At 64.4% G+C, this 26,195-nt stretch carries 23 protein-coding genes; 12 read left to right on the top strand and 11 right to left on the bottom strand.

Annotated elements, in window-relative coordinates:
- The first annotated feature begins 166 nt into the window (after nt 1-166).
- The 3 genes from secA (at nt 167) to ABFK29_RS02905 (ending at nt 5,769) form a co-directional block, all read left to right on the top strand.
- A complete protein-coding gene (gene secA, locus ABFK29_RS02915; RefSeq protein ID WP_005863957.1) occupies nt 167-2,893 on the top strand; it encodes a preprotein translocase subunit SecA in 2,727 nt (908 codons plus the stop codon).
- Between the two features lie 195 nt (nt 2,894-3,088).
- Nucleotides 3,089-4,189 carry a hypothetical protein gene (locus ABFK29_RS02910; RefSeq protein ID WP_005863955.1) on the top strand — a complete coding sequence of 367 codons (1,101 nt, stop codon included), beginning with the start codon at nt 3,089-3,091 and terminating at the stop codon, nt 4,187-4,189.
- A gap of 23 nt (nt 4,190-4,212) precedes the next feature.
- Nucleotides 4,213-5,769, top strand: coding sequence for a substrate-binding domain-containing protein (locus tag ABFK29_RS02905; protein WP_005863953.1), 1,557 nt, complete (start codon nt 4,213-4,215; stop codon nt 5,767-5,769).
- Nucleotides 5,770-5,784: 15 nt separating this feature from the next.
- On the opposite strand, the gene radC is transcribed toward ABFK29_RS02905, so the two are convergent.
- The 4 genes from radC to dnaK all read right to left on the bottom strand — a co-directional run bounded on the left by radC (nt 5,785) and on the right by dnaK (nt 10,595).
- Nucleotides 5,785-6,543: a RadC family protein gene (radC, locus tag ABFK29_RS02900; protein ID WP_005863951.1), complete on the bottom strand. Its 759-nt coding sequence runs from the start codon at nt 6,541-6,543 to the stop codon at nt 5,785-5,787.
- 35 nt (nt 6,544-6,578) lie between these two features.
- Nucleotides 6,579-7,220, bottom strand: a complete 642-nt coding sequence (locus ABFK29_RS02895; protein WP_005863950.1) for a DedA family protein — start codon at nt 7,218-7,220, stop codon at nt 6,579-6,581.
- A 203-nt stretch (nt 7,221-7,423) separates the two neighbouring features.
- Nucleotides 7,424-8,569, bottom strand: a complete 1,146-nt coding sequence (gene dnaJ, locus ABFK29_RS02890) for a molecular chaperone DnaJ (RefSeq protein WP_005863948.1) — start codon at nt 8,567-8,569, stop codon at nt 7,424-7,426.
- 100 nt (nt 8,570-8,669) lie between these two features.
- On the bottom strand, nt 8,670-10,595 hold the full coding sequence (gene dnaK, locus ABFK29_RS02885; RefSeq protein ID WP_005863946.1) for a molecular chaperone DnaK: 1,926 nt from the start codon (nt 10,593-10,595) through the stop codon (nt 8,670-8,672).
- Between the two features lie 243 nt (nt 10,596-10,838).
- Between dnaK and ABFK29_RS02880 the strand changes: the two genes are divergently transcribed.
- Nucleotides 10,839-11,438: an alpha-ketoglutarate-dependent dioxygenase AlkB family protein gene (locus ABFK29_RS02880; RefSeq protein ID WP_005863942.1), complete on the top strand. Its 600-nt coding sequence runs from the start codon at nt 10,839-10,841 to the stop codon at nt 11,436-11,438.
- A gap of 79 nt (nt 11,439-11,517) precedes the next feature.
- Here the strand turns inward: ABFK29_RS02880 and ABFK29_RS02875 are convergent, their stop codons facing one another.
- The gene (locus ABFK29_RS02875) at nt 11,518-12,126 is read right to left on the bottom strand and encodes an SH3 domain-containing protein (RefSeq protein WP_040605231.1); all 609 of its coding nucleotides are present in this window, start codon (nt 12,124-12,126) and stop codon (nt 11,518-11,520) included.
- Nucleotides 12,127-12,162: 36 nt separating this feature from the next.
- Entirely contained in the window at nt 12,163-12,996 is an 834-nt protein-coding gene (locus tag ABFK29_RS02870) for an ABC transporter permease (RefSeq protein ID WP_005863939.1), read from the bottom strand.
- A 157-nt stretch (nt 12,997-13,153) separates the two neighbouring features.
- Here ABFK29_RS02870 and cysQ point away from each other — a divergent pair, with 157 nt between their 5' ends.
- From cysQ to ABFK29_RS02830, 8 genes are all read left to right on the top strand, one after another.
- The gene (gene cysQ, locus ABFK29_RS02865; protein WP_005863937.1) at nt 13,154-13,951 is read left to right on the top strand and encodes a 3'(2'),5'-bisphosphate nucleotidase CysQ; all 798 of its coding nucleotides are present in this window, start codon (nt 13,154-13,156) and stop codon (nt 13,949-13,951) included.
- Between the two features lie 2 nt (nt 13,952-13,953).
- Nucleotides 13,954-15,177: a glycosyltransferase family 2 protein gene (locus ABFK29_RS02860; protein WP_005863935.1), complete on the top strand. Its 1,224-nt coding sequence runs from the start codon at nt 13,954-13,956 to the stop codon at nt 15,175-15,177.
- 150 nt (nt 15,178-15,327) lie between these two features.
- Nucleotides 15,328-16,224, top strand: coding sequence for a UTP--glucose-1-phosphate uridylyltransferase GalU (gene galU, locus ABFK29_RS02855; protein ID WP_005863933.1), 897 nt, complete (start codon nt 15,328-15,330; stop codon nt 16,222-16,224).
- A gap of 4 nt (nt 16,225-16,228) precedes the next feature.
- Nucleotides 16,229-17,212 carry a UDP-glucose 4-epimerase GalE gene (gene galE / locus ABFK29_RS02850; RefSeq protein ID WP_005863931.1) on the top strand — a complete coding sequence of 328 codons (984 nt, stop codon included), beginning with the start codon at nt 16,229-16,231 and terminating at the stop codon, nt 17,210-17,212.
- 39 nt (nt 17,213-17,251) lie between these two features.
- Complete coding sequence (locus ABFK29_RS02845) at nt 17,252-18,421, top strand: glycosyltransferase (RefSeq protein ID WP_005863929.1); 1,170 nt, start codon at nt 17,252-17,254, stop codon at nt 18,419-18,421.
- Nucleotides 18,422-18,501: 80 nt separating this feature from the next.
- Complete coding sequence (locus ABFK29_RS02840; protein WP_005863927.1) at nt 18,502-19,488, top strand: glycosyltransferase family 2 protein; 987 nt, start codon at nt 18,502-18,504, stop codon at nt 19,486-19,488.
- Entirely contained in the window at nt 19,485-21,185 is a 1,701-nt protein-coding gene (locus tag ABFK29_RS02835) for a beta-1,6-N-acetylglucosaminyltransferase (RefSeq protein ID WP_005863925.1), read from the top strand. Before ABFK29_RS02840 ends, ABFK29_RS02835 begins: the two co-directional genes overlap by 4 nt.
- A gap of 3 nt (nt 21,186-21,188) precedes the next feature.
- Nucleotides 21,189-22,616, top strand: coding sequence for a hypothetical protein (locus ABFK29_RS02830; protein WP_005863923.1), 1,428 nt, complete (start codon nt 21,189-21,191; stop codon nt 22,614-22,616).
- A gap of 256 nt (nt 22,617-22,872) precedes the next feature.
- Here ABFK29_RS02830 and ABFK29_RS02825 read toward each other — a convergent pair whose 3' ends face one another.
- From ABFK29_RS02825 to lptC, 5 genes are all read right to left on the bottom strand, one after another.
- Nucleotides 22,873-23,337 carry a PTS sugar transporter subunit IIA gene (locus ABFK29_RS02825; RefSeq protein WP_040605232.1) on the bottom strand — a complete coding sequence of 155 codons (465 nt, stop codon included), beginning with the start codon at nt 23,335-23,337 and terminating at the stop codon, nt 22,873-22,875.
- A gap of 48 nt (nt 23,338-23,385) precedes the next feature.
- A complete protein-coding gene (hpf, locus tag ABFK29_RS02820; RefSeq protein WP_040605229.1) occupies nt 23,386-23,949 on the bottom strand; it encodes a ribosome hibernation-promoting factor, HPF/YfiA family in 564 nt (187 codons plus the stop codon).
- A gap of 314 nt (nt 23,950-24,263) precedes the next feature.
- Nucleotides 24,264-25,022, bottom strand: a complete 759-nt coding sequence (gene lptB, locus ABFK29_RS02815; protein WP_040605228.1) for an LPS export ABC transporter ATP-binding protein — start codon at nt 25,020-25,022, stop codon at nt 24,264-24,266.
- A 5-nt stretch (nt 25,023-25,027) separates the two neighbouring features.
- The gene (gene lptA / locus ABFK29_RS02810) at nt 25,028-25,522 is read right to left on the bottom strand and encodes a lipopolysaccharide transport periplasmic protein LptA (protein WP_005863915.1); all 495 of its coding nucleotides are present in this window, start codon (nt 25,520-25,522) and stop codon (nt 25,028-25,030) included.
- Complete coding sequence (gene lptC, locus ABFK29_RS02805) at nt 25,519-26,133, bottom strand: LPS export ABC transporter periplasmic protein LptC (protein WP_005863913.1); 615 nt, start codon at nt 26,131-26,133, stop codon at nt 25,519-25,521. The genes lptA and lptC overlap by 4 nt, the downstream gene beginning before the upstream one ends.
- Between the last annotated feature and the right edge of the window lie 62 nt (nt 26,134-26,195).

Here is a 26,195-nt window from a genome sequence, read left to right as displayed (position 1 = left end):
TCCTCCTGATGCCTGTCCCGTGATAGCGGGCGGCGTTGACACTTTCCGGCCTGCCGACTACATGCCGCAAGGGCCCTGCGTGGCCGGTCTCCTGGCCTGTCATATGGGCTCGGTACGAGGCGGGCAAGCAGATGCCGCACACGAAACCGGGAACAGGTAACCAGGCATGTTGGGAAAAATCGCGCGCAAGGTGTTCGGAACGCCGAACGACCGCAAGATCAAGACCACCCGCCCGCTGGTGGAGAAGATCAACGCGCTGGAGCCCGAGTTCGAAAAGCTCGACGACGCCGGCCTGATCGCAAAAACCGAAGAATTCAAGGAACGCGTGGCCAAGGGCGAAAGCCTTGACCAAATCCTCCCCGAAGCCTTCGCCAACTGCCGCGAGGCCGCGAAGCGGGCGCTTGGCCTGCGTGCCTTCGACGTGCAGCTCATGGGCGGCATCTTCCTGCACCAAGGCAACATCTCGGAGATGAAGACCGGCGAGGGCAAGACGCTGGTCGCCACCTTCCCCGCCTATCTGAACGCTCTGACCGGGCGCGGCGTGCACATCGTGACTGTGAACGACTATCTGGCCACGCGCGATGCCGAGTGGATGTCGAAAGTCTACACGGCGCTCGGCATGACCTGTGGCACCGTCTACCCCCGCCAGCCCGAGGAAGAGAAGGCGCAGGCCTATGCCTGCGACATCACCTACGCCACGAACAATGAGCTGGGTTTCGACTACCTCCGCGACAACATGAAGTCGGAGCTGGACCAGATCCATCAGCGCGACCATTACTACGCCATCGTCGACGAGGTGGACTCGATCCTCATCGACGAGGCGCGGACGCCGCTGATCATCTCCGGCCCGTCCGAGGACCGGTCCGAGCTTTACATCTCCGTCGACAAGCTGATCCCCGAACTGGTGGAAGAGCATTACGAGGTCGACGAGAAGACCCGAAACGTGACCTTCACCGACGAAGGCAACGAGTACCTCGAAGAGCACCTGCACGCCCGGGGCCTGCTGCCCGAGGGCCAGACGCTCTACGATCCGGAATCCACGACCGTCGTGCACCACGTCAACCAGGCGATCCGCGCGCACAAGCTGTTCCAGAAGGACAAGGACTACATCGTCCGCGACGGCGAGGTCGTGCTGATCGACGAGTTCACCGGCCGTATGATGGCCGGTCGACGCCTGTCGGACGGCCTGCATCAGGCGATTGAGGCCAAGGAAGGGCTGGAGATAAAACCGGAGAACGTCACGCTGGCGTCGGTGACCTTCCAGAACTATTTCCGCCTGTACGACAAGCTCGGCGGTATGACCGGTACGGCGCTGACCGAGGCCGACGAGTTCATGGAGATCTACGGCCTGGGTGTCGTGGAGGTTCCGACCAACCGGCCCATCGCCCGGATCGACGACGACGACAAGGTGTTCCGCACCGCGCGTGAAAAATACGCTGCCATCGTCGAGGAGATCGGCGAGGCGCACAAGAAGGGCCAACCGGTTCTCGTCGGCACCACCTCCATCGACAAGTCCGAGATGTTGAGCAGCCTGCTCCAGCAAGCCGGACTGCCGCACAACGTTCTGAACGCCCGCCAGCACGAGCAGGAGGCGCAGATCGTCGCCGACGCCGGCAAGCTGGGCGCGGTGACCATCGCGACGAACATGGCGGGCCGCGGCACCGACATCAAGCTGGGTGGCAACGTCGAGTTCAAGGTGATGGAGGCCATCGCTGCCAACCCCGAACGCCATCCCGACGAGATCCGCGCCGACATCGAGCAGGCCCATGCCGCCGACGAAGGCGCCGTGAAGGAGGCCGGCGGTCTCTTCGTTCTGGCGACCGAGCGTCACGAAAGCCGCCGTATCGACAACCAGCTTCGCGGCCGTTCGGGCCGTCAGGGCGACCCTGGCCGTTCCTCCTTCTATCTCTCGCTCGAAGACGACCTGATGCGTATCTTCGGCTCCGACCGCCTCGACAACGTGCTGGGCAAGCTCGGCATGAAGGAAGGAGAGGCGATCGTGCACCCCTGGGTGAACAAGTCTCTGGAGCGCGCGCAGGCCAAGGTCGAGGGCCGCAACTTCGACATCCGCAAGCAGCTTCTGAAATTCGACGACGTGCAGAACGACCAGCGGAAGGTGATCTTCGCACAGCGGCGCGAGATCATGGAGGCAAAGGACCTGTCGGAGATCGTCACCGACATGCGCCACGACATCATCGACGAGCTGGTCGATACCTATTGCCCGCCAAAGACCTACGCCGACCAGTGGAACAGCCAGGGGCTTTACGCCGCCTGCATCGAGAAGCTGGGCGTCGACGCGCCGGTCATGGCTTGGAGCGAAGAGGACGGCGTCGACCAGGACGTGGTCGCCGAACGCCTGCGCGAAGCCTCCGACAAGGTGATGGCCGAAAAGCAGGAGGCCTTCGGGCCGGAGACAATGCGCTCCATCGAAAAGCAGGTCCTCTTGCAGACCATCGACAAGAAGTGGCGCGAGCACCTTCTGACGCTGGAACATCTGCGGTCTGTCGTGGGCTTCCGTGGCTATGCGCAGCGCGACCCGCTGAACGAGTACAAGACCGAGGCCTTCCAGCTATTCCAGAACCTCCTTGAAGGTCTGCGCGAGACGGTGACCGAACAACTCGCGCAGGTTCGCCCAATGTCCGACGAAGAGCGTCAGAAGATGATGCAGGAGCTGCGCCAGCAGCAGGAGGCGATGCAACGCGCGCTCAAGGCCCGGGCCGACGCGGCCTCCGCGCAGGCCGCGCTGCCCGAAGACGGAGCGAGCGCGCCCGATGGTGCGGCGCCCGCCTTCGACGAAACCGATCCGGCGACCTGGGGCAACCCCGGACGCAACGATCCCTGCCCTTGCGGGTCCGGCAAGAAGTTCAAACATTGCCACGGCAGCCTGACCTGACCCGAGTCGCAAATGGTTAAGAAAGGGGTGTCCGTGTCCTGCGGGCACCCTTTCGTTTCAAGCGACATACCGTGACAATTCCTTAATTTTTTTGCCAAATAGGTGAAACGCCGCGATCTGTCCGCCTTGCAGCCCAAAGATGGCCACGTTTCCGAGCGATTTTCGTCCCCGACCCCAAAGGACAGGAGCCAAGGAATGTCCAAGCTGCTGGAACTGACGAAAAACCACAAGAAAAGCCTCGCGCTTGGCGGCATCACCCTGAGTTGTGCACTGGGGATCGGCTACATCATGCAATACGGGATGGCCCTGCCCGGACAACATCAGGCGCTCATCCCGACGATGGAAGAAATCGCAGTGACCGGTGTGACACCCACGTCCTCCGGCAACGTCGGCGCCGCGCGCTCGCCTATGGCAGAGGATACGGGCACCACCAGCCCGGCGCCCGCCGCCCTGGCGGATGCGCCCGCGCTTGCCATGATGACCGGCATCCCCGCGATAACGCCCCGCGCCGCGGAACCGAAGCCTGAGGCTCAATCCGTCATCACCCTGGCCGCCGCGGACGACAGCGCTCTGGAAAATATGGCCGCTCCGTCGCGGGCCCCCGCGCCCGTCGCAAGCTGCGGCGTCTCCATGACGGCGGAGGCCACCGCAGGCGCAATGGTCGACCTGACGCTCTCTGCGCCCTGCAACGGGTCCGAACGCGTGACCCTGCACCATCAGGGCATGATGTTCACGGATGTGACCGATGCCAGCGGCAACCTGGACGTGACCGTTCCCGCGCTGGCCGAAAACGCGCTCTTCATTGCCAGCTTCGCCTCCGGCGACGGTGCGACGGCCATGACCGAAGTGTCCTCCCTGCCCTTCTACGACCGTGTCGTGGTACAGTGGAAAGGCGATGCCGGTCTTGGCCTGCACGCCCGCGAATTCACCGAGGAGTATTTCGGCCCCGGCCACGTCTGGTCCGGCGCCGCTGGCGACCTCGGTGCCGCCGCGAAGGGGATCGGCGGCTTCATGACCGCACTTGGCCATTCCGATGCTCCCGATGCGCTGCGGGCAGAGGTGTATACCTTCCCCACCGGCACGGCACAGCGCGACGGCGACGTGCACCTGACGGTCGAGGCCGAGATCACCGCGACGAACTGCGACACGCCGGTCGAGGCGCAGACACTGGAACTGCGCGCCGATGCCAAGCTGCGGACCCGAAACCTGACGCTCGATATGCCCGACTGCGCAAGAACAGGTGACTTTCTGGTGTTGAAAAACCTTGTGGAAGACCTGACAATCGCCGCGAGGTAGCGGCTAGGCTGACGAGGACCTTCATGACGATCAGACGTGCGGCGGTTTTCGCCGCACTTTTCCTTTTCATGCAGGCCGCTTCGGCTTTTGCACAGGATATCGTGCTGCGGTCCCGCGACGGCTCCATCGAGTTGAGCGGCAACCTCTTGGGCTTCGACGGCGAGTTCTACCGCATCGACACCCAGTTCGGCGTGCTGACGGTGGACGGCTCCGGCGTCAGCTGCACCGGGATCGGGTGCCCCTCGCTTGTCGACTACGTGGCAGAGATCGAGGTGTCCGGCTCAGCCACCATCGGGCGCGTTCTCCTCCCCGCGTTGATCGAGGCCTTCGCCCTGCGCAATGCCATGTCGGCGGAACGAACGAACGTCGACGACACCCACTTTCGCTACGACCTGAGCAGCAACGGCACCGGCAAGATCGTGGGACGGTTCCATGTGCATGTCTCGAACACCGACGAGGGCTTTGCCGATCTCCTGGCCGACGATGCCGACATCGTCATGGCCCTGCGCGAAATCCGTCGGGAAGAGGCCCGCCGCGCGCGAGAAGTGGGACTGGGCGACCTGACCCTCTCCAATCGCTCGACCGTGCTTGCGTTGGACGCGGTGGTGCCGATTGTCGCCCCGGGCAACCCGGTCTCCTCCCTGTCGATGTCCGATCTCGTAGCCATCCTGTCCGGCAGCCAGTCGAACTGGCAGGTCTTTGGCGGACCCGACGCCCCGATCACCGTCCACATGCGCGACGAGGCGTCCGGGCTGGCGCAGGGCATCGAGGACAGGTTGCTCCAGCCCGCCCGCGCAAAACTCGGCCCTGCCGAGCGACACCGCTCCAACACGACACTGGCGGCGGCGGTGACGCGCGATCCCTTCGGTATCGGACTGGCCAGCTTCTCTGATGTCGGCAACGCCAAGGCGCTGGATCTGACCGGCCCCTGCGGCTTCCGGATGCGCGCTGCCCGCCGGACGGTGAAGACCGAGGACTACCCGCTGACCGCCCCTGCCTTTCTATACGTACCCGCCCGGCGGCTGCCGGCGTTGGCGCGCGACTTCCTGCGTTTCACCCGCAGCCCGCAGGCCCAGATCGTCATCCGCCGCGCCGGTTTCGTCGACCAGGCCGCCGAAGAGATCAGCGCCGACCTTCAGGGGGATCGCCTGTCGAATGCCATCCTCACGGCGCAAGGCGCAAACGGGCTGGCCACCTTGCAGCGTCTGACCGGCACTCTGGCGCCCATGCGCCGCCTGACGACCTCCTTCCGGTTCGAGACGGGCTCATCCAGGCTGGATGCGCAGTCGCGCTCGAACGTGTTGCAACTGGCGCATGACCTTGAGGCCGGGCGCTATGACGGACGCAAGCTGTTGTTCGTCGGCTTCTCCGACGGGGCGGGGCCGGCCGACGCCAATCTGGCCATCGCCCGCCGCCGCGCCGAGGCGGTGAAGTCCGCCGTGGAGGTCACCGCCGAGACCGCCGACCTGACCAGCTTCGAACTGGCGCTCGACGCCTTCGGAGAAGCGATGCCCATGGCCTGCGACGACACCTCTTGGGGGCGTCAGGTCAACCGGCGGGTCGAGGTGTGGGTGAAGTGACGCTCTGACAGGCCCTTAAAGCAGGCCCTCCGAGCGAAAGCTCAGCTCCCGCGATTTGCCGATCACGAGATGATCGTGCACCACGATGCCCATGACCTCTGCCGCCGCCTGTATCTGCACCGTCATGTCGATGTCCGCAGCCGATGGCGTCGGGTCGCCCGAGGGATGGTTGTGGACGAGGATCAGCGCCGAGGCGTTCAGTTCCAGCGCCCGCTTGACCACTTCGCGCGGGTAGACAGGCACGTGATCCACGGTGCCGCGCGCCTGCCGCTCATCGGCGATCAGCACGTTCTTGCGGTCGAGGTACAGCACCCGGAACTGCTCGATCTCGCCGTGGGCCATGGCGGTCTGGCAATACGCCAGCAGCGCGTCCCAACTGGACAGCACCTGCTTCTGCATCACCCGCGACCGGGCCAGCCGATGCGCCGCCGCCTCAACGATTTTCAGCTCGCAGACAACCGCCTCCCCCACGCCGCTGACCTCTGCCAGACGGGTGGCGGGGGCCGACAGGACGCCGTTGAAGTCGCCGAACACCTCCAGCAACTGCCGCGCCACGGGTTTCACGTCGCGGCGCGGGATCGCCCGGAACAGCACCAGCTCCAGCATCTCGTAGTCCGGCAAGGCATCCGGTCCGCCCGCAAGAAACCGTTCCCTCAACCGGGCGCGATGGTCCTTGATATAGGAAGGCAGCTTGGCCGTAGGGGCAGTGACCGGCGCTTCCTCGTGATCGAAGAGCGCCGCCTGCGAGTCGGAGAAGGATCGCCCACGGGTCATGGCGCAAGGCTGCACCGTGGGCGATGAACAGACGGTTAACCGGTCTCCTCGACCTTGCCAGAGGCATCCCCATCCCGCGGATTGCGGCGATAGTAGGTGGCCACGCGCCAGACGTAGATCGCCACCAAGCCGATCACGACCGCTGTCGACACCGGATCGAGCCATTGGGACACCACGTCATACCCGCTTTCCAGCCAATACCCCGCCATCGTCAGCGCCGTTGTCCAGGCGAAGGTGCCGATCGCGCTGTAGGCCAGGAACTTGCCCCTGTGCATCCGGCGCACCCCGGCGGGCACGGAGATCAGCGTTCGAACGGTGGGGATCAGGCGCCCGATCAGAACGGCGCTGCCCTTGTGCCGGTCGAACCAGCCGTTCGCCCGGTCCAGCTCATCGGGAGAGATCGACAGCCAGCGCCCGTGTTTGCGAGACAGGCTGCACACCCGGTCGAACCCGATCTTGCGCGCCATCCAGTACCAGAGATACGCCCCGGCAAGCGACCCGATGCTGCCGGACACGATCACCAGCCAAAGCGACATGTCGCCTCGCGCGGCGTTGAACCCGGCCAACGGCATGATGAGTTCGGACGGGATCGGCGGGAACACGTTTTCCAGAAACATCAGCAAGGCGACGCCAAACGCACCCATGCTGTCGATAAGGCTCGTGATCCAGTCGAACATCCGCTTTTTCGCTCCCAGTGCCTCTGTGAAGGACTGTAGTCTGAACCCCGTGGCGTTTGAATTCGTTCCAAGTGCTTCGACTGACGACGATTTTCCGGTCAGGGCCTGTCTCGAACGAAAAGGGCGAGGTGGATGAACCACCCCGCCCCTCGTATCTTGCACAACCCCGGCGCCATGGCATGGCCGGAGCACCCTTTGCGGCTTCAGCCCTTCATCGAATCCCAGAAGTTCTTGACCGAACTGAAGAAGCTGGAACTTTCCGGGTTATTGTCCTCGGACAGCTCGTCGAATTCCTTCAGCAGTTCCTTCTGGCGCGCGGTCAGGTTGACGGGTGTTTCCACAGCAAGCTCGATGAACATGTCACCGGCCCCGCCGCCCCGGAGGGCAGGCATCCCCTTGCCGCGCAGACGCATCTGGCGCCCGGACTGCGACCCCGCCGGGATCTTCACGCGCGACCGCCCGCCGTCGATGGTCGGCACCTCGATGTCGCCGCCAAGCGCCGCCGCGGTGATCGACACCGGGACGCGACAGTGCAGTTCCGTGCCCTCACGCTCGAAGATCTTGTGCGACTCCACCTCGATAAAGATGTACAGGTCGCCCGGAGGGCCACCCCGCATCCCAGCCTCGCCTTCGCCGGCCAGCCGGATCCGCGTGCCCGTCTCCACCCCGGCGGGGATGTTGACCGACAGCGCCCGGTCCTTCTGGACGCGGCCCGCACCATGGCAATTGCCACAGGGGTTCTTGACGATCTGCCCCATGCCCGAACACGTCGGGCATGTCCGTTCGACCGTGAAGAACCCTTGCGTCGCGCGCACCTTGCCCATCCCCGAACAGGTCGGGCAGGTGGTGGGTTCGGAGCCGCCCTCCGAGCCGGTGCCGTTGCAGACACCGCACTGGACGGACGTCGGCACGTTGATCGTCTTGGCCATGCCGTTGAAGGCGTCTTCGAGACTGATCCGCAGGTTGTAACGCAGGTCGGCGCCGCGCGCTGCGCGCTGGCGTCCCCCCTGACGTCCGCCCATGAAGTCGCCGAACAGATCGTCGAACACATCCGAAAAGGCGCTGGCGAAATCCGCGTTTCCTTGCGCACCGCCACCGGGACGCGGTCCGCCTCCCATGCCGCCTTCAAAGGCCGCATGTCCGAAACGGTCGTACGCAGCCTTCCTGTCGGCGTCCTTCAGGACGTCGTAGGCTTCGTTCACTTCCTTGAATTGTGCTTCGCTGTCAGGATCGTCCTTGTTGCGATCCGGGTGCAGCTGCTTGGCCTTGGCCCGGTAGGCCTTCTTCAGCTCTTCCGCAGAGGCGCCCTTCTTGACCCCGAGCACGTCGTAATAGTCACGCTTGGACATTCAAGTCCTCCTCTCGGCCCGAACAGTCTGACCCTCGGTCAGAACGAAGGGGCCGGCCCGGCATCCGGACCGGCCCCTCCTGTGTTTCCGGGCGCGTGCCTCAGGCCCGCTTGTTGTCGTCAAGATCCTCGAAATCGGCATCGACGATATTGTCGTCGGCCGACGTGTTGCCACCGGTGTCGCCACCCATGTCCACGTCGTCGCTGCCGCCGTCGGCCTGCGCCTTGTAGATCGCCTCGCCAAGACGCATCGCCGCTTCGGTGACGTTCTGGATGCCCGACTTCAGCTTGTCAGCTGCAACGTCGTCCTTCTCCAGATCGTCTTTCAGCGCGGCAACCGCCAGCTCGATGGCTTCGATGGTCGACGGATCGACCTTGTCGCCATGCTCCTCGATCGACTTCTCGGTCGAGTGGATGAGGCTTTCCGCCTGGTTCTTCGCCTCGACAAGCTCCTTGCGGGCCTTGTCGCCTTCGGCGTTTTCCTCGGCTTCGCGGACCATCCGGTCGATGTCCTCATCCGACAGACCGCCAGACGCCTGGATCGTGATCTTCTGTTCCTTGTTGGTGCCCTTGTCCTTGGCACCGACGGACACGATGCCGTTGGCGTCGATGTCGAAGGTCACTTCGATCTGCGGCATGCCGCGCGGTGCCGGCGGGATATCCTCGAGGTTGAACTGGCCGAGCATCTTGTTGTCGGCAGCCATCTCGCGTTCACCCTGGAACACGCGGATCGTCACGGCGTTCTGGTTGTCCTCTGCGGTCGAGAAGACCTGGGACTTCTTCGTCGGGATCGTCGTGTTGCGGTCGATCAGGCGGGTGAACACGCCACCCAGCGTTTCGATACCCAGCGACAGCGGCGTCACGTCGAGCAGAACCACGTCCTTGACGTCACCCTGCAGAACACCGGCCTGGATGGCGGCGCCCATGGCGACGACTTCGTCCGGGTTCACGCCCTTGTGCGGCTCCTTGCCGAAGAACTTGGTCACTTCTTCCATGACCTTCGGCATACGGGTCTGACCGCCGACCAGAACGACCTCGTCGATGTCGGAGGTGGTCAGGCCCGCGTCCTTCAGGGCCGCCTGACACGGCTTGATCGACGCCTTGATGAGATCGCCGACGAGGCTTTCCAGCTTCGCGCGGGTCAGCTTCATCACGAGGTGCAGCGGCGTGCCGCCGGAGCCCATCGAGATGAACGGCTGGTTGATCTCGGTCTGCGTCGCGGACGACAGCTCGATCTTCGCCTTCTCGGCCGCTTCCTTCAGACGCTGGAGCGCCATCTTGTCCTTGCGGAGGTCGACGGAGTGCTCTTTCTTGAACTCGTCCGCGAGGTAGTTGACGATCCGCATGTCGAAGTCTTCACCGCCGAGGAACGTGTCGCCGTTGGTAGATTTCACTTCGAACAGGCCGTCATCGATCTCCAGGATGGTCACGTCGAAGGTGCCGCCGCCGAGGTCATACACGGCAATGGTCTTCGCATCCTTCTTGTCCAGACCATAGGCCAGCGCGGCCGCCGTCGGCTCGTTGATGATGCGCAGCACTTCGAGGCCGGCGATCTTGCCCGCGTCCTTCGTCGCCTGACGCTGAGCGTCGTTGAAGTACGCCGGAACGGTGATGACCGCCTGCGTGACTTCCTCGCCCAGATAGGACTCGGCGGTCTCTTTCATCTTCTGCAGCGTGTACGCAGAGATCTGGCTGGGCGAATACTTCTCGCCGCGGATCTCGACCCATGCGTCGCCGTTGCCGCCGTCGACGATCTTGTACGGAACGATGTCCTTGTCCTTCGTCACCTCGGCGTCGGTGGTGCGACGGCCGATCAGGCGCTTCACGGCAAAGACGGTGTTCTCCGGGTTCGTCACCGCCTGACGCTTCGCGGGCTGGCCGACCAGCCGCTCGTCTTCGGTGAAACCAACGATCGAAGGCGTCGTCCGCGCGCCTTCGGCATTTTCGATCACCCGGGCCTGGCTGCCATCCATGATGGCGACGCAGGAGTTGGTGGTCCCGAGGTCGATGCCAATTACCTTACCCATGTCTTCGATCCCTTTATCAAGTTCAGGCGATACCGCGAGGCCCTGGACCCGTTTCGGCATCCGCGCCCCGCATTGGTTGACGCGGGCGGTGGCCCCGCCAGCGCGTTCGGAGGGTATATAAGGAGGCCCTCCCCCTTTGCCAAGCGTCCGCGACGGGCCAATTTGCGTGGATTCGGGCCTTGTGGGGCGATGAATACGCGACAAATCCTTGGCAGACCGTTTTCAAGGCGCCAGATGTGACGCATGGATCGCATTTCCCACCAAGGTTTCGAGATTTTCCCCGCAGCCCTCGATCGCACCACGCAGGAACGGGTTGTGGCCGATGTCCGCAAGGTGCTGGAACAGGCCCCGCTTTTCCGGCCCCGCACGCGGCGCGGCCCGATGTCGGTGCGGATGAGCGCGGCAGGCCGGTTCGGCTGGATCAGCGACACCAAAGGCTACCGCTACGAGGAAACGCACCCGAACGGCACCGCCTGGCCCGCGATCCCCGACAGCATCATGGCGCTCTGGGACACATACGCCGACAGTCCGCGCCCGCCGGAATGCTGCCTTATCAACTGGTACGCCGAAGACGCGCGCATGGGTCTGCACCAGGACGTGGACGAACAGGATTACGACTGCCCAGTGCTCTCGGTCTCGCTGGGGGACGACGCGCTTTTCCGCATGGGCGGAGAAAACCGCCGCGACCCCACACGCTCCGTCTGGCTGGCGTCCGGCGACCTCGTGCTGCTGACCGGCCCGTCCCGCCGGGCGTTCCACGGCATCGACCGGCTGCGCCCCGGCACCTCGACGCTCTTTCCCGATGGCGGACGACTCAACCTGACCCTGCGCGTCGTCACCTGAACCGTCACGGGCCGTGGCTTGGAGGGTGGGCCGCTGGTGCCCGAAGGGCCGCCAGTCGGGGCGCCCGTAAAGCGGCGGCTCAATCGCCCAGCGTGCAGCAGCCGGACAGCACCCGCCGATCCCCGCCCGACAGCACCACCGACACGTCCAGCCCGAACGCCCGGTCCGACATGCCGTCGTTGCAGGCGGCGCGCTGGATGATTGCCGCAACCGCACCCTCCGGACCACTGCCATCGACCAGGTATTTCTCCAGCGCAGCGGGCATGCGGCGCAGTTCACCGACCTCATAGGCTGCGCCGTCCATATTCTCCGGCGAGGTCAGGACGGCTTCGGCACCGGGTGCGATCTTCAGGCTCCAGAACGGCTCTGTCCCGAAACAGCGCAGCGCGCCAGCCTCGGCCAACGTGCCGCCCGGCTCCGCCTCCAGGAACCGGAGGGACGCCCAGCCCGCCCGCTCGCCCGCGTTGACCAGCCCCCAGCCGCCCTCCGTCCGCACAACGCCGACCCCCGTGGCATCCGGCGCAAGGGTGCCCACGATCTCGGTTTGCGCCGAAGGGCCCGCCCGCACGTTCAGCACGTCGTCCGCAGCCACGCCGGTCACCCTGTGCAACGCCGGAAGCGTCCCGTCCTGCGCCACGGCGGCGACCGCCGTCCAGAAAGTCACCAAAATTGCCAGAATTGCACGCATCGTCCCTGCCTTCCCGTGGCCGGGGCGCGTCCGTCCTCAGCGCCGCGCGCCCCAGGAAACCGAGGCATGTTTGCGGGTGTAGAACTCCCCCATCAGCCCGATCATCACCAGGACGATAGACAGGTAGAAGGCGTATTCCCAGCTTGAATTGCGCGGCACATAGTTGACGAAGGCATAGCCGCGCGACTGGTCGATGGTGTGGAACAGCGGGTTCCAGTCGAACATCACCAGCATGTAGCCCGGCAGCGTGTTGGCCACGAACATCTTGCCCGACGCAATCATGTTCGCCCGCTGGTAAACCGTGGACAGGATGCTGACAGGCGTCGGGAACCATGGCTTGACCGCCAGCACCACCATGCCGATCGCCGCCCCCGAGAACCACGACAGCAGCAGCATCGCCAGGCACCCGATCGGATCGTAGATCTCCTGCATGACGAAGGGATTGAAGGCCACGTCGTAGACGAAGAGGATCGCGAACAACGACAGCACCTGGATATAGAGTGTCGAAACCATGGCTGCGGCGATGGCGATGGCGGTGTTCATCGGCGCGTGCTGCATCATCGGGCTGGCCGGCCCCTCCGATCCGGCGACCGCGCCCATCGTCTTGGTGTGCGTCATGTAGAGGAAGACGCCCGTCATGATGTAGATCATGAAGTCGCCCCTCAGCGCCGCGCTGCGCATCCCCATGATCTTGAACATGAAATAGAAGGCCAGCACGAAGATGATCGACTGCAGCATGTTCATGAAGATGGCCATGAAGGCGTTGCCATGCGCCTTCCGCACCGCGCGAACCGAGTTGTGGTAAACCAGTTCTGCGATGTTCAGCGCCGAGCCCAGGCTGGACTTCGGTCGCGTCGTTGATTGAAACATAGGCCTGCTCCGTGATGCGCGTGCATTTTGCAGCGCTCTGCTCTGCCATATCCTGCGGCATCCTTGCCGTTCTTTGTAAACGGCAGCATAAGGCCAGTAGCGTTGCAAATCAATAAATCGCCGCCGGACGCGGGGCCGTGCGCGAAAGGAGCTTTCCATGAACTATTCGGAACTGATGAACGTCATGCGCCGTCTCGCCCTCGAAGCGGGCGACAAGATCATGGAAATCTACGACTCGCCCGATTTCGAGGTGAAGACGAAATCCGACGCCTCCCCCGTGACAGAGGCCGACGAGGCCGCCGATGCCCTGATCTCTGCCGGCCTGCGCGAGGTCTTCCCCGATGTCGCGCTCGTGACCGAGGAACAGGCCGACTCTCATGACACGTCGGCCATGACCTTCCTGATCGTCGATCCGCTGGACGGCACCAAGGAGTTCATCAAGCGGCGCGGCGACTTCACCGTGAACATCGCGCTGGTCGAGGACGGCGTGCCGACCCGCGGCGTGGTCTATGCCCCCGCCAAGGGCCGCATGTTCTACACCAATTCCGTCGGCCACTCGGTCGAGGAGATCGGCCCCTTCGACCCGGCCACCCCCGGCGAGACCAAGCAGATCCGCGTGACCGAACCGAGCAACGACTCCCTGATGGTCGTGGCGTCGAAATCGCACCGCGATCAGGCCACCGACGACTACATCGCGCTCTACAACGTCAAGGACATGACCTCTGCGGGCTCTTCTCTGAAGTTCTGCCTTGTTGCCACCGGCGAGGCGGACCTCTACCCGCGTCTCGGCCGCACGATGGAATGGGATACCGCAGCCGGTCACGCCGTTCTGGCGGGCGCCGGTGGCCGGGTCGTGCGTTTCGACGACCACTCGCCCCTGTCCTACGGCAAGGACGGCTTCGCCAACCCGTTCTTCATCGCCTACGCGCCCGGGGTCGACCTGAAGAAGGGCTGAACATGGTCCTGCCGGTCAGCATCGTGGTGGTCAGCAGGCACCGGCCCGCGGCCCTCATGCGGTGCCTGACCGGCATCTCGCAGCTCGACTATCCCAGCTACGAAGTCATCGTCGTCGCCTGCCCTGACGGGCTGGCGGCGCTGGCGCGGCGCCCCGACGCAGACCAGATCAAGCAGGTCGCCTACGACGAACCGAACATCTCGGCGGCCCGCAACCTCGGGATTTCCCGTGCCGCCGGAGAAGTGGTCGCCTTCATCGACGACGACGCCGTGCCCGAACCGCTCTGGCTGACCCATCTCGCCGCTCCGTTCGAGACCGCGGACATCGCTGCCGCCGGGGGCTTCGTGATAGGGCGCAACGGCATCACCTTTCAGTGGACCGCCCGCACGGCGGATGCCACCGGTCAGGCCACGCCGCTCGACGTGTCGGATATGCAACCCACCGTACTGCACCCCACCCCCGACCGCGCGATCAAGACCGAGGGCACCAACATGGCACTGCGCCGTGACGTGCTGGCACAGATGGGCGGCTTCGACCCGGCCTTCCGCTACTTTCTCGACGAAACCGACGTGAACCTGCGGCTGGCGCAGCGCGGGCTGGCCACCGCCATCGTCCCTCTGGCGCAGGTGCATCACGGATTCGCTGAAAGCGCCAGCCGCGCCTCCGACCGCACCCCGCGCGACCTGACCGAGATCGGCGCCTCGCAACAGGCGTTCCTGCGCAAGCACTGCCCGTCGAACGCGCGAGCCGCCGCGTGGGACGGCTTTGTCCACGACCAGCGCAAGCGCCTTCTGGGCTACATGCAGCGCGGTCCGCTCGATCCGATGGGCGTCCGCCGCCTCATGCGCGGGCTGGAGCGGGGCGGTCGCGACGGCGCGGAACGCATCCTTGAGCGCTGCCCCGAGATCCCCCGTGCCGCGCAAGGCTTCCTGCCCTATCCCGGGCGGCCCGGCGCGCCACGTGTCAGGCTGTCTGGCCGGACATGGCAGGCCGCGCAACTCCGCCGGACGGCAGCCGAAAAAGCCGCCCAGGGGGCCATCGTTTCTCTCTACATCCTCAGCCCCGGCGCCCGATTTCACCGTGTGAGGTTCACCGATACGGGTGTCTGGGAGCAGACCGGCGGGCTCTTTGGACGTAGCGTCAGGAAGGGGCCCTTATGGCAACCATGGAGCCATCAACGCAGGGTTGACTCGGAAGTGCTGCGGACACAAAAGGTTCGTGGTTAATGTGCCCATTTATTGGTGCAACCACACGAAATGTGCCATAACTTGGGGCCGAGCCACTGGCATTTTGACTGGTTAAGCGCGATGGTCCGGTCAGCTACACGACACCGATTTCAAAATGACCATCCGATAGCAAAATAAAGGAGCATCCGGATGCCCAAAAAGGTCACCAAAGCAATTTTCCCGGTTGCAGGCCTCGGAACCCGTTTCCTTCCGGCGACGAAATCCGTCCCGAAAGAGATCATGACGCTCGTGGACCGTCCGCTGGTCCAGTACGCAATCGACGAAGCCCGTGCCGCAGGCATCAAGGAGTTCATCTTTGTCACGTCCCGCGGGAAGGGCGCGCTCGAAGACTACTTCGACCACGCCCCGCAACTTGAGCAGGAGCTGAAGAAAAAGGGCAAGGACGATCTGCTGAGCATCCTCAAGTCCACCAACATGGACTCGGGCGAGATCGCCTACATCCGCCAGCACAAGGCGCTCGGCCTCGGCCACGCGATCTGGTGCGCGCGCAAACTGGTCGGCAACGAGCCTTTCGCCGTGATGCTGCCCGATGACGTGATCGCCTCTGAAAAGCCCTGCCTCCAGCAGATGGTCGAGGCCTACGAGGAAACCGGCGGCAACATGGTCGCGGCGATGGAAGTCCCGCAGGAGAAGACCAAAGCCTACGGTGTGCTCGACGTCGCGGAAGACATGGGCTCCATGGTCAAGGTGAAGGGCATGGTCGAAAAGCCGGAGCCGAAGGACGCCCCATCCAACCTTGCCGTGATCGGCCGCTACATCCTGTCGCCGCAGATCTTCAAGAACCTCAACTCGAAGCAGGCCGGCGCCGGCGGCGAGATCCAGCTTACCGACGCGATCGCTCAGGAAATCGACAAGGAGGACGGCGGCGTCTACGGCTTCCGCTTCCGTGGCCAGCGCTTCGACTGCGGCTCCAAGGCGGGCTTCCTGCAGGCGACCGTCGCCTTTGGCCTCGCCCGCGACGACCTCCGAGATGAACTGGAAGGCTATCTCCAGGAACTGATGTCCACTCGCAAGGCGGCAGAATAGGACAGTGACTAACGTTCTGGTTACCGGCGGAGCCGGGTACATCGGCAGCCATGCCTGCAAGGCGCTGAAGGCTGCGGGCTATACACCTGTCACTTATGACAATCTCGTCACCGGCTGGCAGGACGCGGTGAAGTTCGGCCCCTTCGAACAGGGCGACCTGATGGACCGCGCCCGACTGGACGAGGTGTTCCGCAAATACGAACCCGCAGCCGTCATGCACTTCGCGGCACTCAGCCAGGTGGGCGAGGCCATGGCCAAGCCCGGCATGTACTGGCGCAACAATGTCTGCGGCTCACTGACCCTGATCGAGGCGGCGGTCGAAGCCGGCTGCCTCGACTTCGTGTTCTCCTCCACCTGCGCGACCTACGGCGAACACGACAACGTCGTGCTCGACGAAAACACGCCGCAGGAACCGCTGAACGCCTACGGTGCGTCGAAGCGCGCGGTCGAGGACATCCTGCGCGACTTCGGTGCCGCCTACGGGCTGCGCCACGTCATCTTCCGCTACTTCAACGTGGCGGGCGGCGACCCGGAGGGCGAAATCGGCGAACACCATCGTCCCGAAACCCACCTGATCCCCGTCATGCTGGAAGCCGTCGACGGCAAGCGCCCGGCTTTGACGGTGAACGGCACCGACTACGACACGCCGGACGGCACCTGCATCCGCGACTACGTGCATGTCTGCGACCTCGTGGACGCGCACGTGCTGGGGCTGAAGTGGCTCAAGGACGGCAAGGGCAGCCGGGTGTTCAACCTGGGCACCGGCAAGGGGTTCTCGGTGCGCGAGGTCATCACCGCCGCGGGCACCGTCACCAACGCCGAAGTCCCCTGTTCGGAGGGGCCGCGCCGTGCCGGCGATGCGACGAAGCTGGTCTCCGGCTCCGTTCGCGCCCACGAAGAGCTGGAATGGGTGGCCCACCGGTCCACGATGCCCCAGATGATCGCGGATGCATGGCGCTGGCACAGGAACGGGCACTACGATAAATAAATTGGGGCGCGCTCAGGCGCCCCGGTTCAAAGGCAAATAATGACAAGACTGCTCGACCTGACGCGGTTGATCGCGCGGGCCGGTTTCCGCACCACCGGCATCGACCGCGTCATATACTGTTACCTCGATCATTTCGTTCGGGATACGTCAGTGCCGCTGTTCGGCATCGTCCGCACGGCAGCGGGCTACATCCTGTTGGACCGATCCGGTTGCGCGGACCTGCGTGACCGGATCCGGGACAACCGTTGGGGCAAGCCCGATCTGCTGTCGCGCATCCGGCGCAAGTACAAACCCAACCTCGCCGCCGCCGAGTCCGACATGCGCCGCGCGGCCCTTGCCCGCTCCCCGGCACGGGGGCTTGAACGGATGCTGAAGAAACGCGTCGGGACCGGGATGCAGTACTTCAACTTGGGACAGAAGGCCCCGACCCGGCGCCTTCTCGACACGCTCAAGACGCTCGACGGCAAGATCATCACGATGATCTACGACACGATACCGCTCGATCATCCGGAATTCTGCGTGGGCAGGGTCACCGAAATGTTCGACGATTTCTTTCAGCGCATGATGAAATACTCGGACATCACCATCTGCATTTCCGAGTTCACGCGACAGAACGTGCTCCGGCACGCGGCACCGTTCACACCCCGGACGGTGACCGCGCACCTGGGTGTCGAAATTGACCTGCCCGACATCCGGCCCGCCACGCCGCCGGGCGGCAGACCTTATTTCGTCATCCTGTCCACCATCGAGGTCCGAAAGAACCATCGCCTGCTGCTCGATATCTGGCCGGAAATTCCGGAGGCCGATCTCGTGATCGTCGGGCGGCGCGGCTGGGGCGTGGATGAGCTTTTCGAACGGCTGGACGCGCGCCCCCCCCATGTCTTCGAATACAACAATGCCAGTGACGAAGAGGCCTTCAGCCTCGTGAAGGGGTCGACCGGAATGCTCTTCCCCTCGTTCAACGAAGGATACGGCCTGCCGCCGATGGAAGCCGCCGTGATGGGGGTGCCCGTGATCTGCAACGATCTTCCGATCTTCCGCGAGATTCTGGGAGACTACCCCGTTTACGCGGACGTCAATGACCGTTATCTGTGGATAAAGGCGATCAGGAAGCTGGCACAAGACCACAAGGCAGGCGTCGCGACGCAGCCCCCCATGGAACCCCCGACGTGGGACGACCATTTCAAGGCAGTCTTAAGGCACCTCTGATAGCCGGAGCAGAGGCATTCGACCGGGACCCCGGGCGATGAGAAGGGCAAGACACGTTGGGTGCTTGGCAGTCATACAAGATGCGGCTGCGGAGGCGACGCTGCCGCATTCGCGCGTTCAGGAAACGCCGCGAGCTGAGACCCGTTGCCGACCGCACATCCGACATCCGCCCGTCCGACCTGCTGGTGTTCTCCACCCAGCGCAACGAGGGCGTGCGCCTGCCATACTTCCTGCAGTATTACCGCGACATGGGAGTGAACCACTTCCTCTTCGTGGACAACGACAGCGACGACGGTTCGCTCGACTACCTGAGCCGCCAGCCGGACGTGTCTGTCTGGGCGACCCGGGCCAGCTACAAGCGGTCGCGCTTCGGCGTCGACTGGATGAACTGGCTCCTGATGAAATACGGGCACGACCACTGGTGCCTGACCGTCGATCCGGACGAGCTGTTCCTGTACCCGTTCTGCGACACCCGGCCCCTGCGCGCGCTGACCGACTGGCTCGACGCCTCCTCGATCAAGTCGTTCTCGGCCATGCTGCTCGACATGTATCCAAAGGGGCGGATCGACCTGCATCCCTACAGCGCCGGGCAGGACCCGCTTGAGATCGCGAACTGGTTCGACGCCGGGAACTACACGATCTCCAAGAACGCACAGTTCGGCAACCTCTGGATCCAGGGCGGCCCGCGGGCCCGCATGTTCTTTACCGCGATGCCGGACGCCGCGCCGGCGCTGAACAAGATCCCGCTGGTCCGTTGGAACCGGCGCTATACCTACATGTCCTCCACCCACAACCTGCTGCCGCGCGGGCTGAACCTGATCTACGACGAATGGGGCGGCGAAAAGGCCTCGGGCGTGCTCTTGCATACCAAGTTCCTCGACACCTTCGGCAAGAAAGCCGAGGAGGAGCTTGATCGCCGTCAGCACTACGGGGCGTCCCGGGAATACATCGCCTATGCGGACGGCGTGAAGGACAATCCCGACCTCTGGTGCAAGTGGTCGGAGAAATACATCAACTGGCGCCAGCTCGAAATCCTCGGCATCATGTCCAAGGGGAACTGGGCATGAGCGTCGGCATCGTGATGCTGGTCCACACCGCCTTCGACCGCGCCGAACAGATGGCGCTGCACTGGGCGAAGGGCGGCTGCCCGGTGGTCATCCACGTCGACAGCGCCGTACCGCGTGCCAGCTACGACGCCTTCCGCGCGCGCCTGTCGCAGACGCCCGGCATCCTGTTCTCCAAGCGCCACCGCTGCGAATGGGGCACCTGGGGGCTGGTCGCCGCCGCGCAGGACGCGTCCGAACTCATGCTGAAAAGCTTCGAGGAGGTGCGCCATGTCTACCTTGCATCGGGGTCCTGCCTGCCGCTCCGCCCGGTGGAGGAACTGACCAGCTACCTCGCCGAACGCCCCCGCACAGACTTCATCGAAAGCGCCACGACCGCCGATGTGCCATGGACCGTCGGCGGGCTGGACCACGAACGCTTCACGCTGCATTTCCCCTTCTCCTGGCGCAAGAACCGGATGCTCTTCGACAACTTCGTCGAACTGCAGCGCATGGTCGGCTACAAGCGCCGCATTCCCAACGGCATCGTCCCGCACATGGGGTCGCAATGGTGGTGCCTGACACGGCAAACGCTGTCCGCCATCCTCGGCGATCCCGAGCGGCGCCGGTACGATGCCTACTTCCGGCACGTCTGGATCCCGGACGAAAGCTACTTCCAGACGCTTGCGCGGGTCTACTCCACGCAGATCGAAAGCCGCTCGCTCACGCTGTCGAAGTTCGACTTTCAGGGCAAGCCGCACATCTTCTACGACGACCACCTGCAACTCTTGCGCCGCTCCGACTGCTTCGTCGCGCGCAAGATATGGCCGCACGCCGACCGGTTGTACGACGCCTTCCTCACCGACCCCAACCGCGCCATGTCGCGACAGGAACCGAACCCCGGCAAGATCGACCGCATCTTCGCCAAGGCGGTGGACCGACGGACCCGCGGGCGTCCCGGCCTCTACATGCAGTCGCGCTTCCCTAACTACGGCTGGGAAAACGGCGTCACCGCCGGCAAGTACTCCGTGTTCCAGGGCTTTTCCGAGCTGTTCATCGACTTCGAGCAATGGTTGGCCCGCGCCACCGGCGCGCAGGTGCACGGCCACCTCTACGCCCCCGAAAGGGCCGAGTTCACGGGCGGGCAGACGCTGATCAACGGCGCCCTTTCCGACAATGCGAAGCTGCGCGACGCCAACCCCCGCGCGTTCCTCACCAACCTGATCTGGAATACGCGCGGCGAACGGCAGTGCTTCCAGTACGGGCCCCGCGACAACCCGGAGATCCTCTGGCCGGTCTCCCGCGACCCCAACGCCCAGATCTCGGTGATCTCCGGCGCCTGGGCCGTGCCGCTCTTCAAGTCCAACGCCAACTTCGCCGACATCCGGGCAGAGGCCGCGCGCCTCCAGAAGGTCGAAAGCAAGATGCTCGACACCCTGCGCAGCCCGGACGTGAAGGCCCGCATCCGCATCTGGTCCATGGCCGAATTCATCGAAAGCCCGATGGAGCCGCTGCAGGTCATCATCGACGAGATCGGCCAGAAGTCCCTGCGCCGCCTGGCCGAAGCCCCGCGCCTCGAAGACCTGACCGGCTTCGGCCAGTTCCTCCAGAACCTCAAGAACCAGGGCATGCACCCCTACCTGATGGGCGACTTCCCCGTCGATCCCGCCCCGCGCAACACCCGGGGCAACACGCGCAAACCCTACCTCGTAAAGAAATAACCCATGCCCAAATTCGATTGCTTCGTTGTCTTCGCCGAAATGCGCACCGGCTCCAATTTCCTCGAGGCCAACCTCAACGCCTTCGACGGGCTGTCCTGCCTCGGCGAAGCGTTCAACCCGCATTTCATCGGCTACCCCAACGCCGAGGACGTGCTGGGGATCGTGCAGTCGGAACGCGACCGCGACCCGGAATGCCTGCTCACCCAGATCCGTGTGGCGACACCGGGCGGGCTGGGCGGGTTCCGCTATTTCCACGACCACGACCCGCGCATTCTCGACACGCTGCTGACCGACCCGAAGATCGCCAAGATCGTGCTGACGCGGAACCCGGTGGAAAGCTACGTGTCGTGGAAGATCGCCCGCGCCACCGGCCAGTGGAAACTGACCAACGTCAAGAAGCGCAAGGAGGCCAAGGCTCACTTCGACGCCCGAGAGTTCGAGGCCCATGTGAACGGCCTCCAGGCCTTTCAGGTGAAGATCCTGAACACCCTGCAAACGACGGCGCAGACCGCCTTCTACGTCGGCTACGAAGACCTGCAGGACGTCTCGGTGATGAACGGGCTGGCACGCTGGCTGGGCTGCTCCGCGCAGCTCGACAGCCTGAACACCGCGCTGAAACGGCAAAACCCCGAACCCCTGTCCGAAAAGGTCGAGAACTTCGACGAGATGCAGAAGGCACTCTCCCGCCAGGATACGTTCAACCTGACCCGCACACCGAACTTCGAGCCCCGCCGCGGCCCGGTAGTGCCCGGCTACCTGGCCTGCGCGAAAACGCCGCTCCTCTACATGCCGATCCGATCCGGCCCGGAACCCATGGTCACGCAATGGATGGCCGCGCTCGATGGCGTGAACACCGGGCAGCTCGCGGGCGATTTCAGCCAAGGCAGCCTGCGCGCGTGGAAACGTGAACGACCGGGACACCGCAGCTTCACCGTGATACGGCACCCCCTCGCCCGTGCACACGAAGCCTTCTGCTCGAAGATCCTCTCCACCGGCAAAGGCAGCTTCAAGGGCATCCGCCAGACGCTCCGCCGCGTGCACGCCCTGCCGATCCCGGAACACGAGCCCGGCCCGGACTACGACGTGAACGCCCACCGCGAGGCCTTCACCGCCTGGCTGCGCTGGGTCAAGGCCAACCTTTCCGGCCAGACCGCGGTCCGGGTCGACGGTCACTGGGCCACCCAGGCACAGTCCATCCAGGGCATGGGTGACTTCACTCTCCCCGACATGGTCATCCGCGAAACCGAAGCCGCGGACTACTTGCCCGCCCTCGCGATGCAGGTCGGCCATGCCGCGCCGCCCGACCCGGAACCGGTCCCGACCGAAGCGCCTTTCGGCTTGGCGCAGATCTACGACGAGCAGATCGAAGCCCTCTCCCAGGACGCCTATCAGCGCGACTACCTGATGTTCGGCTTCGACAGTTGGGGCTGACGCCGATGGCGTCAGCGGTGGAGGGGCTCCGCCCCTCGCGCTCCCCGAGGTATTTCAGCCAAGATGAAGGGAAAGGGCCGCGGGCCTTCATCTTGGTCCAAATACCTGAAGGCCTCAACGGATCACGCGCGTGCTCCATTGAAGTTGGGAGCGTCATGCGTCAACGACCGGGTATCGCCGGCTGGTCGGGGGATGAAGGGTCGGTGGGCGGGCGAATGGCGCAGCCAGAGTCCCGTCCCGCCGACGGTCGCGGGTGTCAGGCCGCCTTGACCGTCTCGAACTCCGTCAGGATCGTGAAGAGGGTGGCCGGGTCGCGGTTGGCGCGCAATTTTGTGCACAGGCCTGCGTCCCGGAGGGTCCGGGACACAAGTGCCAAGGCTTTCAGGTGTTCGACCCCCGCCTCTTCGGGAGCGAAAAGCGAGAACACCAGGTCCACGGGTTGGCGATCGACGGCGTCGAAGTCGATCGGCCGTTCCAGCAGCATGAACACGCCCAGCACCTCGTCGAGCCCCGACACACGCGCGTGCGGCAGGGCGACGCCGTGGCCGACCCCTGTCGGCCCCAGCGATTCCCGTTCCAGCAGGGCTTCGACGACCCGTTGGGCATGCAGGCCATGGACGCTTTCGGCGAGGTCGGCGATGTCGTGCATCAGCCGTTTCTTCGACGAACAGGAGCCCATGACCTTGACGGCATCCGGTTTCAGCAGATCGCTAAACTTCATCATCCAGCCTCTGGTGAAAATCGTTTACCGGTCAACATGTCGCGCGGATCATGGATCGATCCAGCCGATGTTGCCATCGTCGCGCCGGTAGACGACATTCACTCCGTCTTTCTTTTCGTTCCGGAACACCAGCACCGGAGCGCCAGCCAATTCCATCTGCATCACGGCTTCACCGACGGACAGCGAGGGGATCTTGGTTTCCATCTCTGCCACGATGATCGGCTGAAGCGTCTCGGGTTCGGCAGCGTCGTCTCCGCCGTCGTGCGCGAGGATATACGAAGAGGCCCCGAGAAATTCAACAGGTTCCGTACGGTCCTTGTGGTGGTCCTTCAGGCGTCGCTTGTAGCGCCTGAGCTGCTTGTCCATCTTCTCGGAGCAGGCGTCGAAAGCGGCATAGATTTCAGTGGCATGCCCCTTTGCGGCGGCGTTCAGACCGCTCGACAGGTGGACGACGGCCTCGCAAACGAACTGATGGGCCGCCTTGGAAAAAATCACGGTCGCGTCGGTCGGGCGCTGGGAATACTTCTCCAGCACCGAGCCAAGCTCGGTCTGAACGTGGGTCTGCAAAGCTTCGCCAATGTCGATTTGTTTGCCCGTGATCTGGTAACGCATGATCCGTCCTTCTCTCTTATAACCAGACACTTCCTCCGGGGGTGCCATACCCCCGGCAGGAAAGATGCCGGTTCAGGAAAGGCGCCCGTATGCGGTCAGCGCGCAACCGCCCCGGAAAGCCGGGAGTCGGAAGATCTGACATGCCGCAATACAGAGCACCATGTTGCTATTTGAGGTGGAAAGCTCCCCGAGTGTCAATGCAAACCGGAGTGACAGGGTGGTTCATTTCCTGACGTCCCGCGACGCTCCTACGATGCATTTGCGAATTTTCCGTTCACCGGACAAGGAATGCCGCGCTGCGGCACGACATCCGGTCAGGCCAGGCGGAAGTTGTCGCCCAGGTAGACGCGGCGCACGTTCTCGTTCTGCACCACCTCTTCCGGCGTGCCCGACATCAGCACCTGCCCGTCGTGCAGGATGTAGGCCCGGTCGACCAGTTCCAGCGTCTCGCGCACGTTGTGGTCGGTGATCAGCACGCCGAGGCCCCGCGTCTTCAGGTCCGCGACGAGGTGGCGGATATCGCCCACGCTGATCGGGTCCACGCCGGCAAAGGGTTCGTCCAGCAGCAGGTACTTCGGATCGGCGGCCAGGCAACGCGCGATCTCCACCCGGCGGCGTTCACCGCCCGACAACGCCAGCGCCGGTGCCCGGCGCAGGTGCTCGATCGAGAACTCGCCCAGCAGTTCCTCCAGCCGCTCGCGCCGCTTGTGCGCATCGGGTTGAGAGATATCCAGCACCGCGCCGATGTTGTCCTCGACGCTCAGCCCACGGAAGATCGACATCTCCTGCGGTAGATAGCCGATGCCCAGCCGGGCGCGGCGGTACATCGGCAGATAGGTCGCGTCGTGGCCGTCGATCAGCACTTCGCCCGCGTCCGGGTTCACCAGCCCCGCGATGGCATAGAAGGAGGTGGTCTTGCCCGACCCGTTCGGACCGAGAAGCGCGACCACCTCGCCCCGGTCCAGCCGCATCGTCACGTCGCGGATCACGACGCGCTTGCGGTAGGCCTTGCGCAGGTGGTTCACACGGAGGCCGCTGTCGCCTTCGGTCACTCGCAATTCAGGTCGGGACATCGGCGCTACTGGCCCCCGTCCCGGCCGCCCTGCTGCAGCACGGTCTTCACACGGCCAGACATCTGCGCCGTGCCATCGTCGAGGTTGACCACCATCCGTTCGGAGGTCATCGCGCTCTCGCCCTGCGTCACCAGCACGTTGCCGGACAGCACGATCTGGCCGTCGTCGATGTTGTAGTCGGCGCGTTCGCCTTCGGCGGCTTCCTCGCCGCGCACCATGACGACGCCGCCGGTCGCCTCCATCCGGGTGATCTCGGACCGCGTGTCGGAATAGATCACCAGCACCCGAGGCGCGGCGAGGCGCATCTCGCCCTGAACGATCACCACGTTGCCGGAGTACAGAGCCGTGCCGTCCGCCTGGTTCACCGACAGGGAATCCGCCGTGACCTCGACCGGAGCGCTGGTGTCCTGACCGCCCCCGCCGAACGACACCTGCGACTGCGCCAGCGTCACGGCCGGGAAAATGGCCATGCAGATCGCCGCGAGTAATGCCTTGGTCATTCTTCAACTTCCTTGTCTGCAGGCCGGTATATCATCTTCACGCCGCCGGTGAAGTGGATTTGCACGGCGCCCTCACCGTCCGCCGGGGCGATGACCATGCGACCGGCCTCCAGCTCTTCCGCCGGGCCGTTGCCCGCCACCGGACCGAGGGTTTCGGCATTCACGGAGTCGAGCGCACTGACCATCGCATTTGTCGTGAGGATATAGCCGAGAGAACTTTCGATGCGAACGCCGTCGTCCAGGAAGGCCTTGCGTTCGCCTTCCCGCATCGTCGCCTTCTTGGAGTCGAGCTGGATGACCGATCCGTCGCCCATCTGCATGCGCGCCGAATACTGGTCGGCCAGGATGTCGCCATCCTCCAGCGGCCAGGCCCGGCGTGCCGTCATCGTCAGCATGTCGCCGTCGCGCGTGGTCCCGGAATAGTAAGGCGAGGAAACGCCTTCGGAGGCGACCTCGCCCTGCCGGAGGGCCTCGGCGAAGGGGACGTTTTCCAGCACCTCCCGGTCGGAGGCCAGAAGAAAGATGGTCGACAGCATCGCCAGTGCCGCAATCGGCAGAAGGATCTTGAGCCACGCGATCAGTCTGGAATAGCCCCCGCTCGCCCGGGCCATGGGTCAAACCACCGCGCCGCAGGGGCGGCATGTGGCGCAAGCCGTGTCGGGCCTGGGCAAAT

Source organism: Sagittula stellata E-37 (assembly GCF_039724765.1).
Taxonomy (GTDB): Bacteria; Pseudomonadota; Alphaproteobacteria; order Rhodobacterales; family Rhodobacteraceae; genus Sagittula; species Sagittula stellata.
Note: the sequence above shows the minus strand (reverse complement) of the source record. Positions and strands in the feature narration are given on the sequence as shown.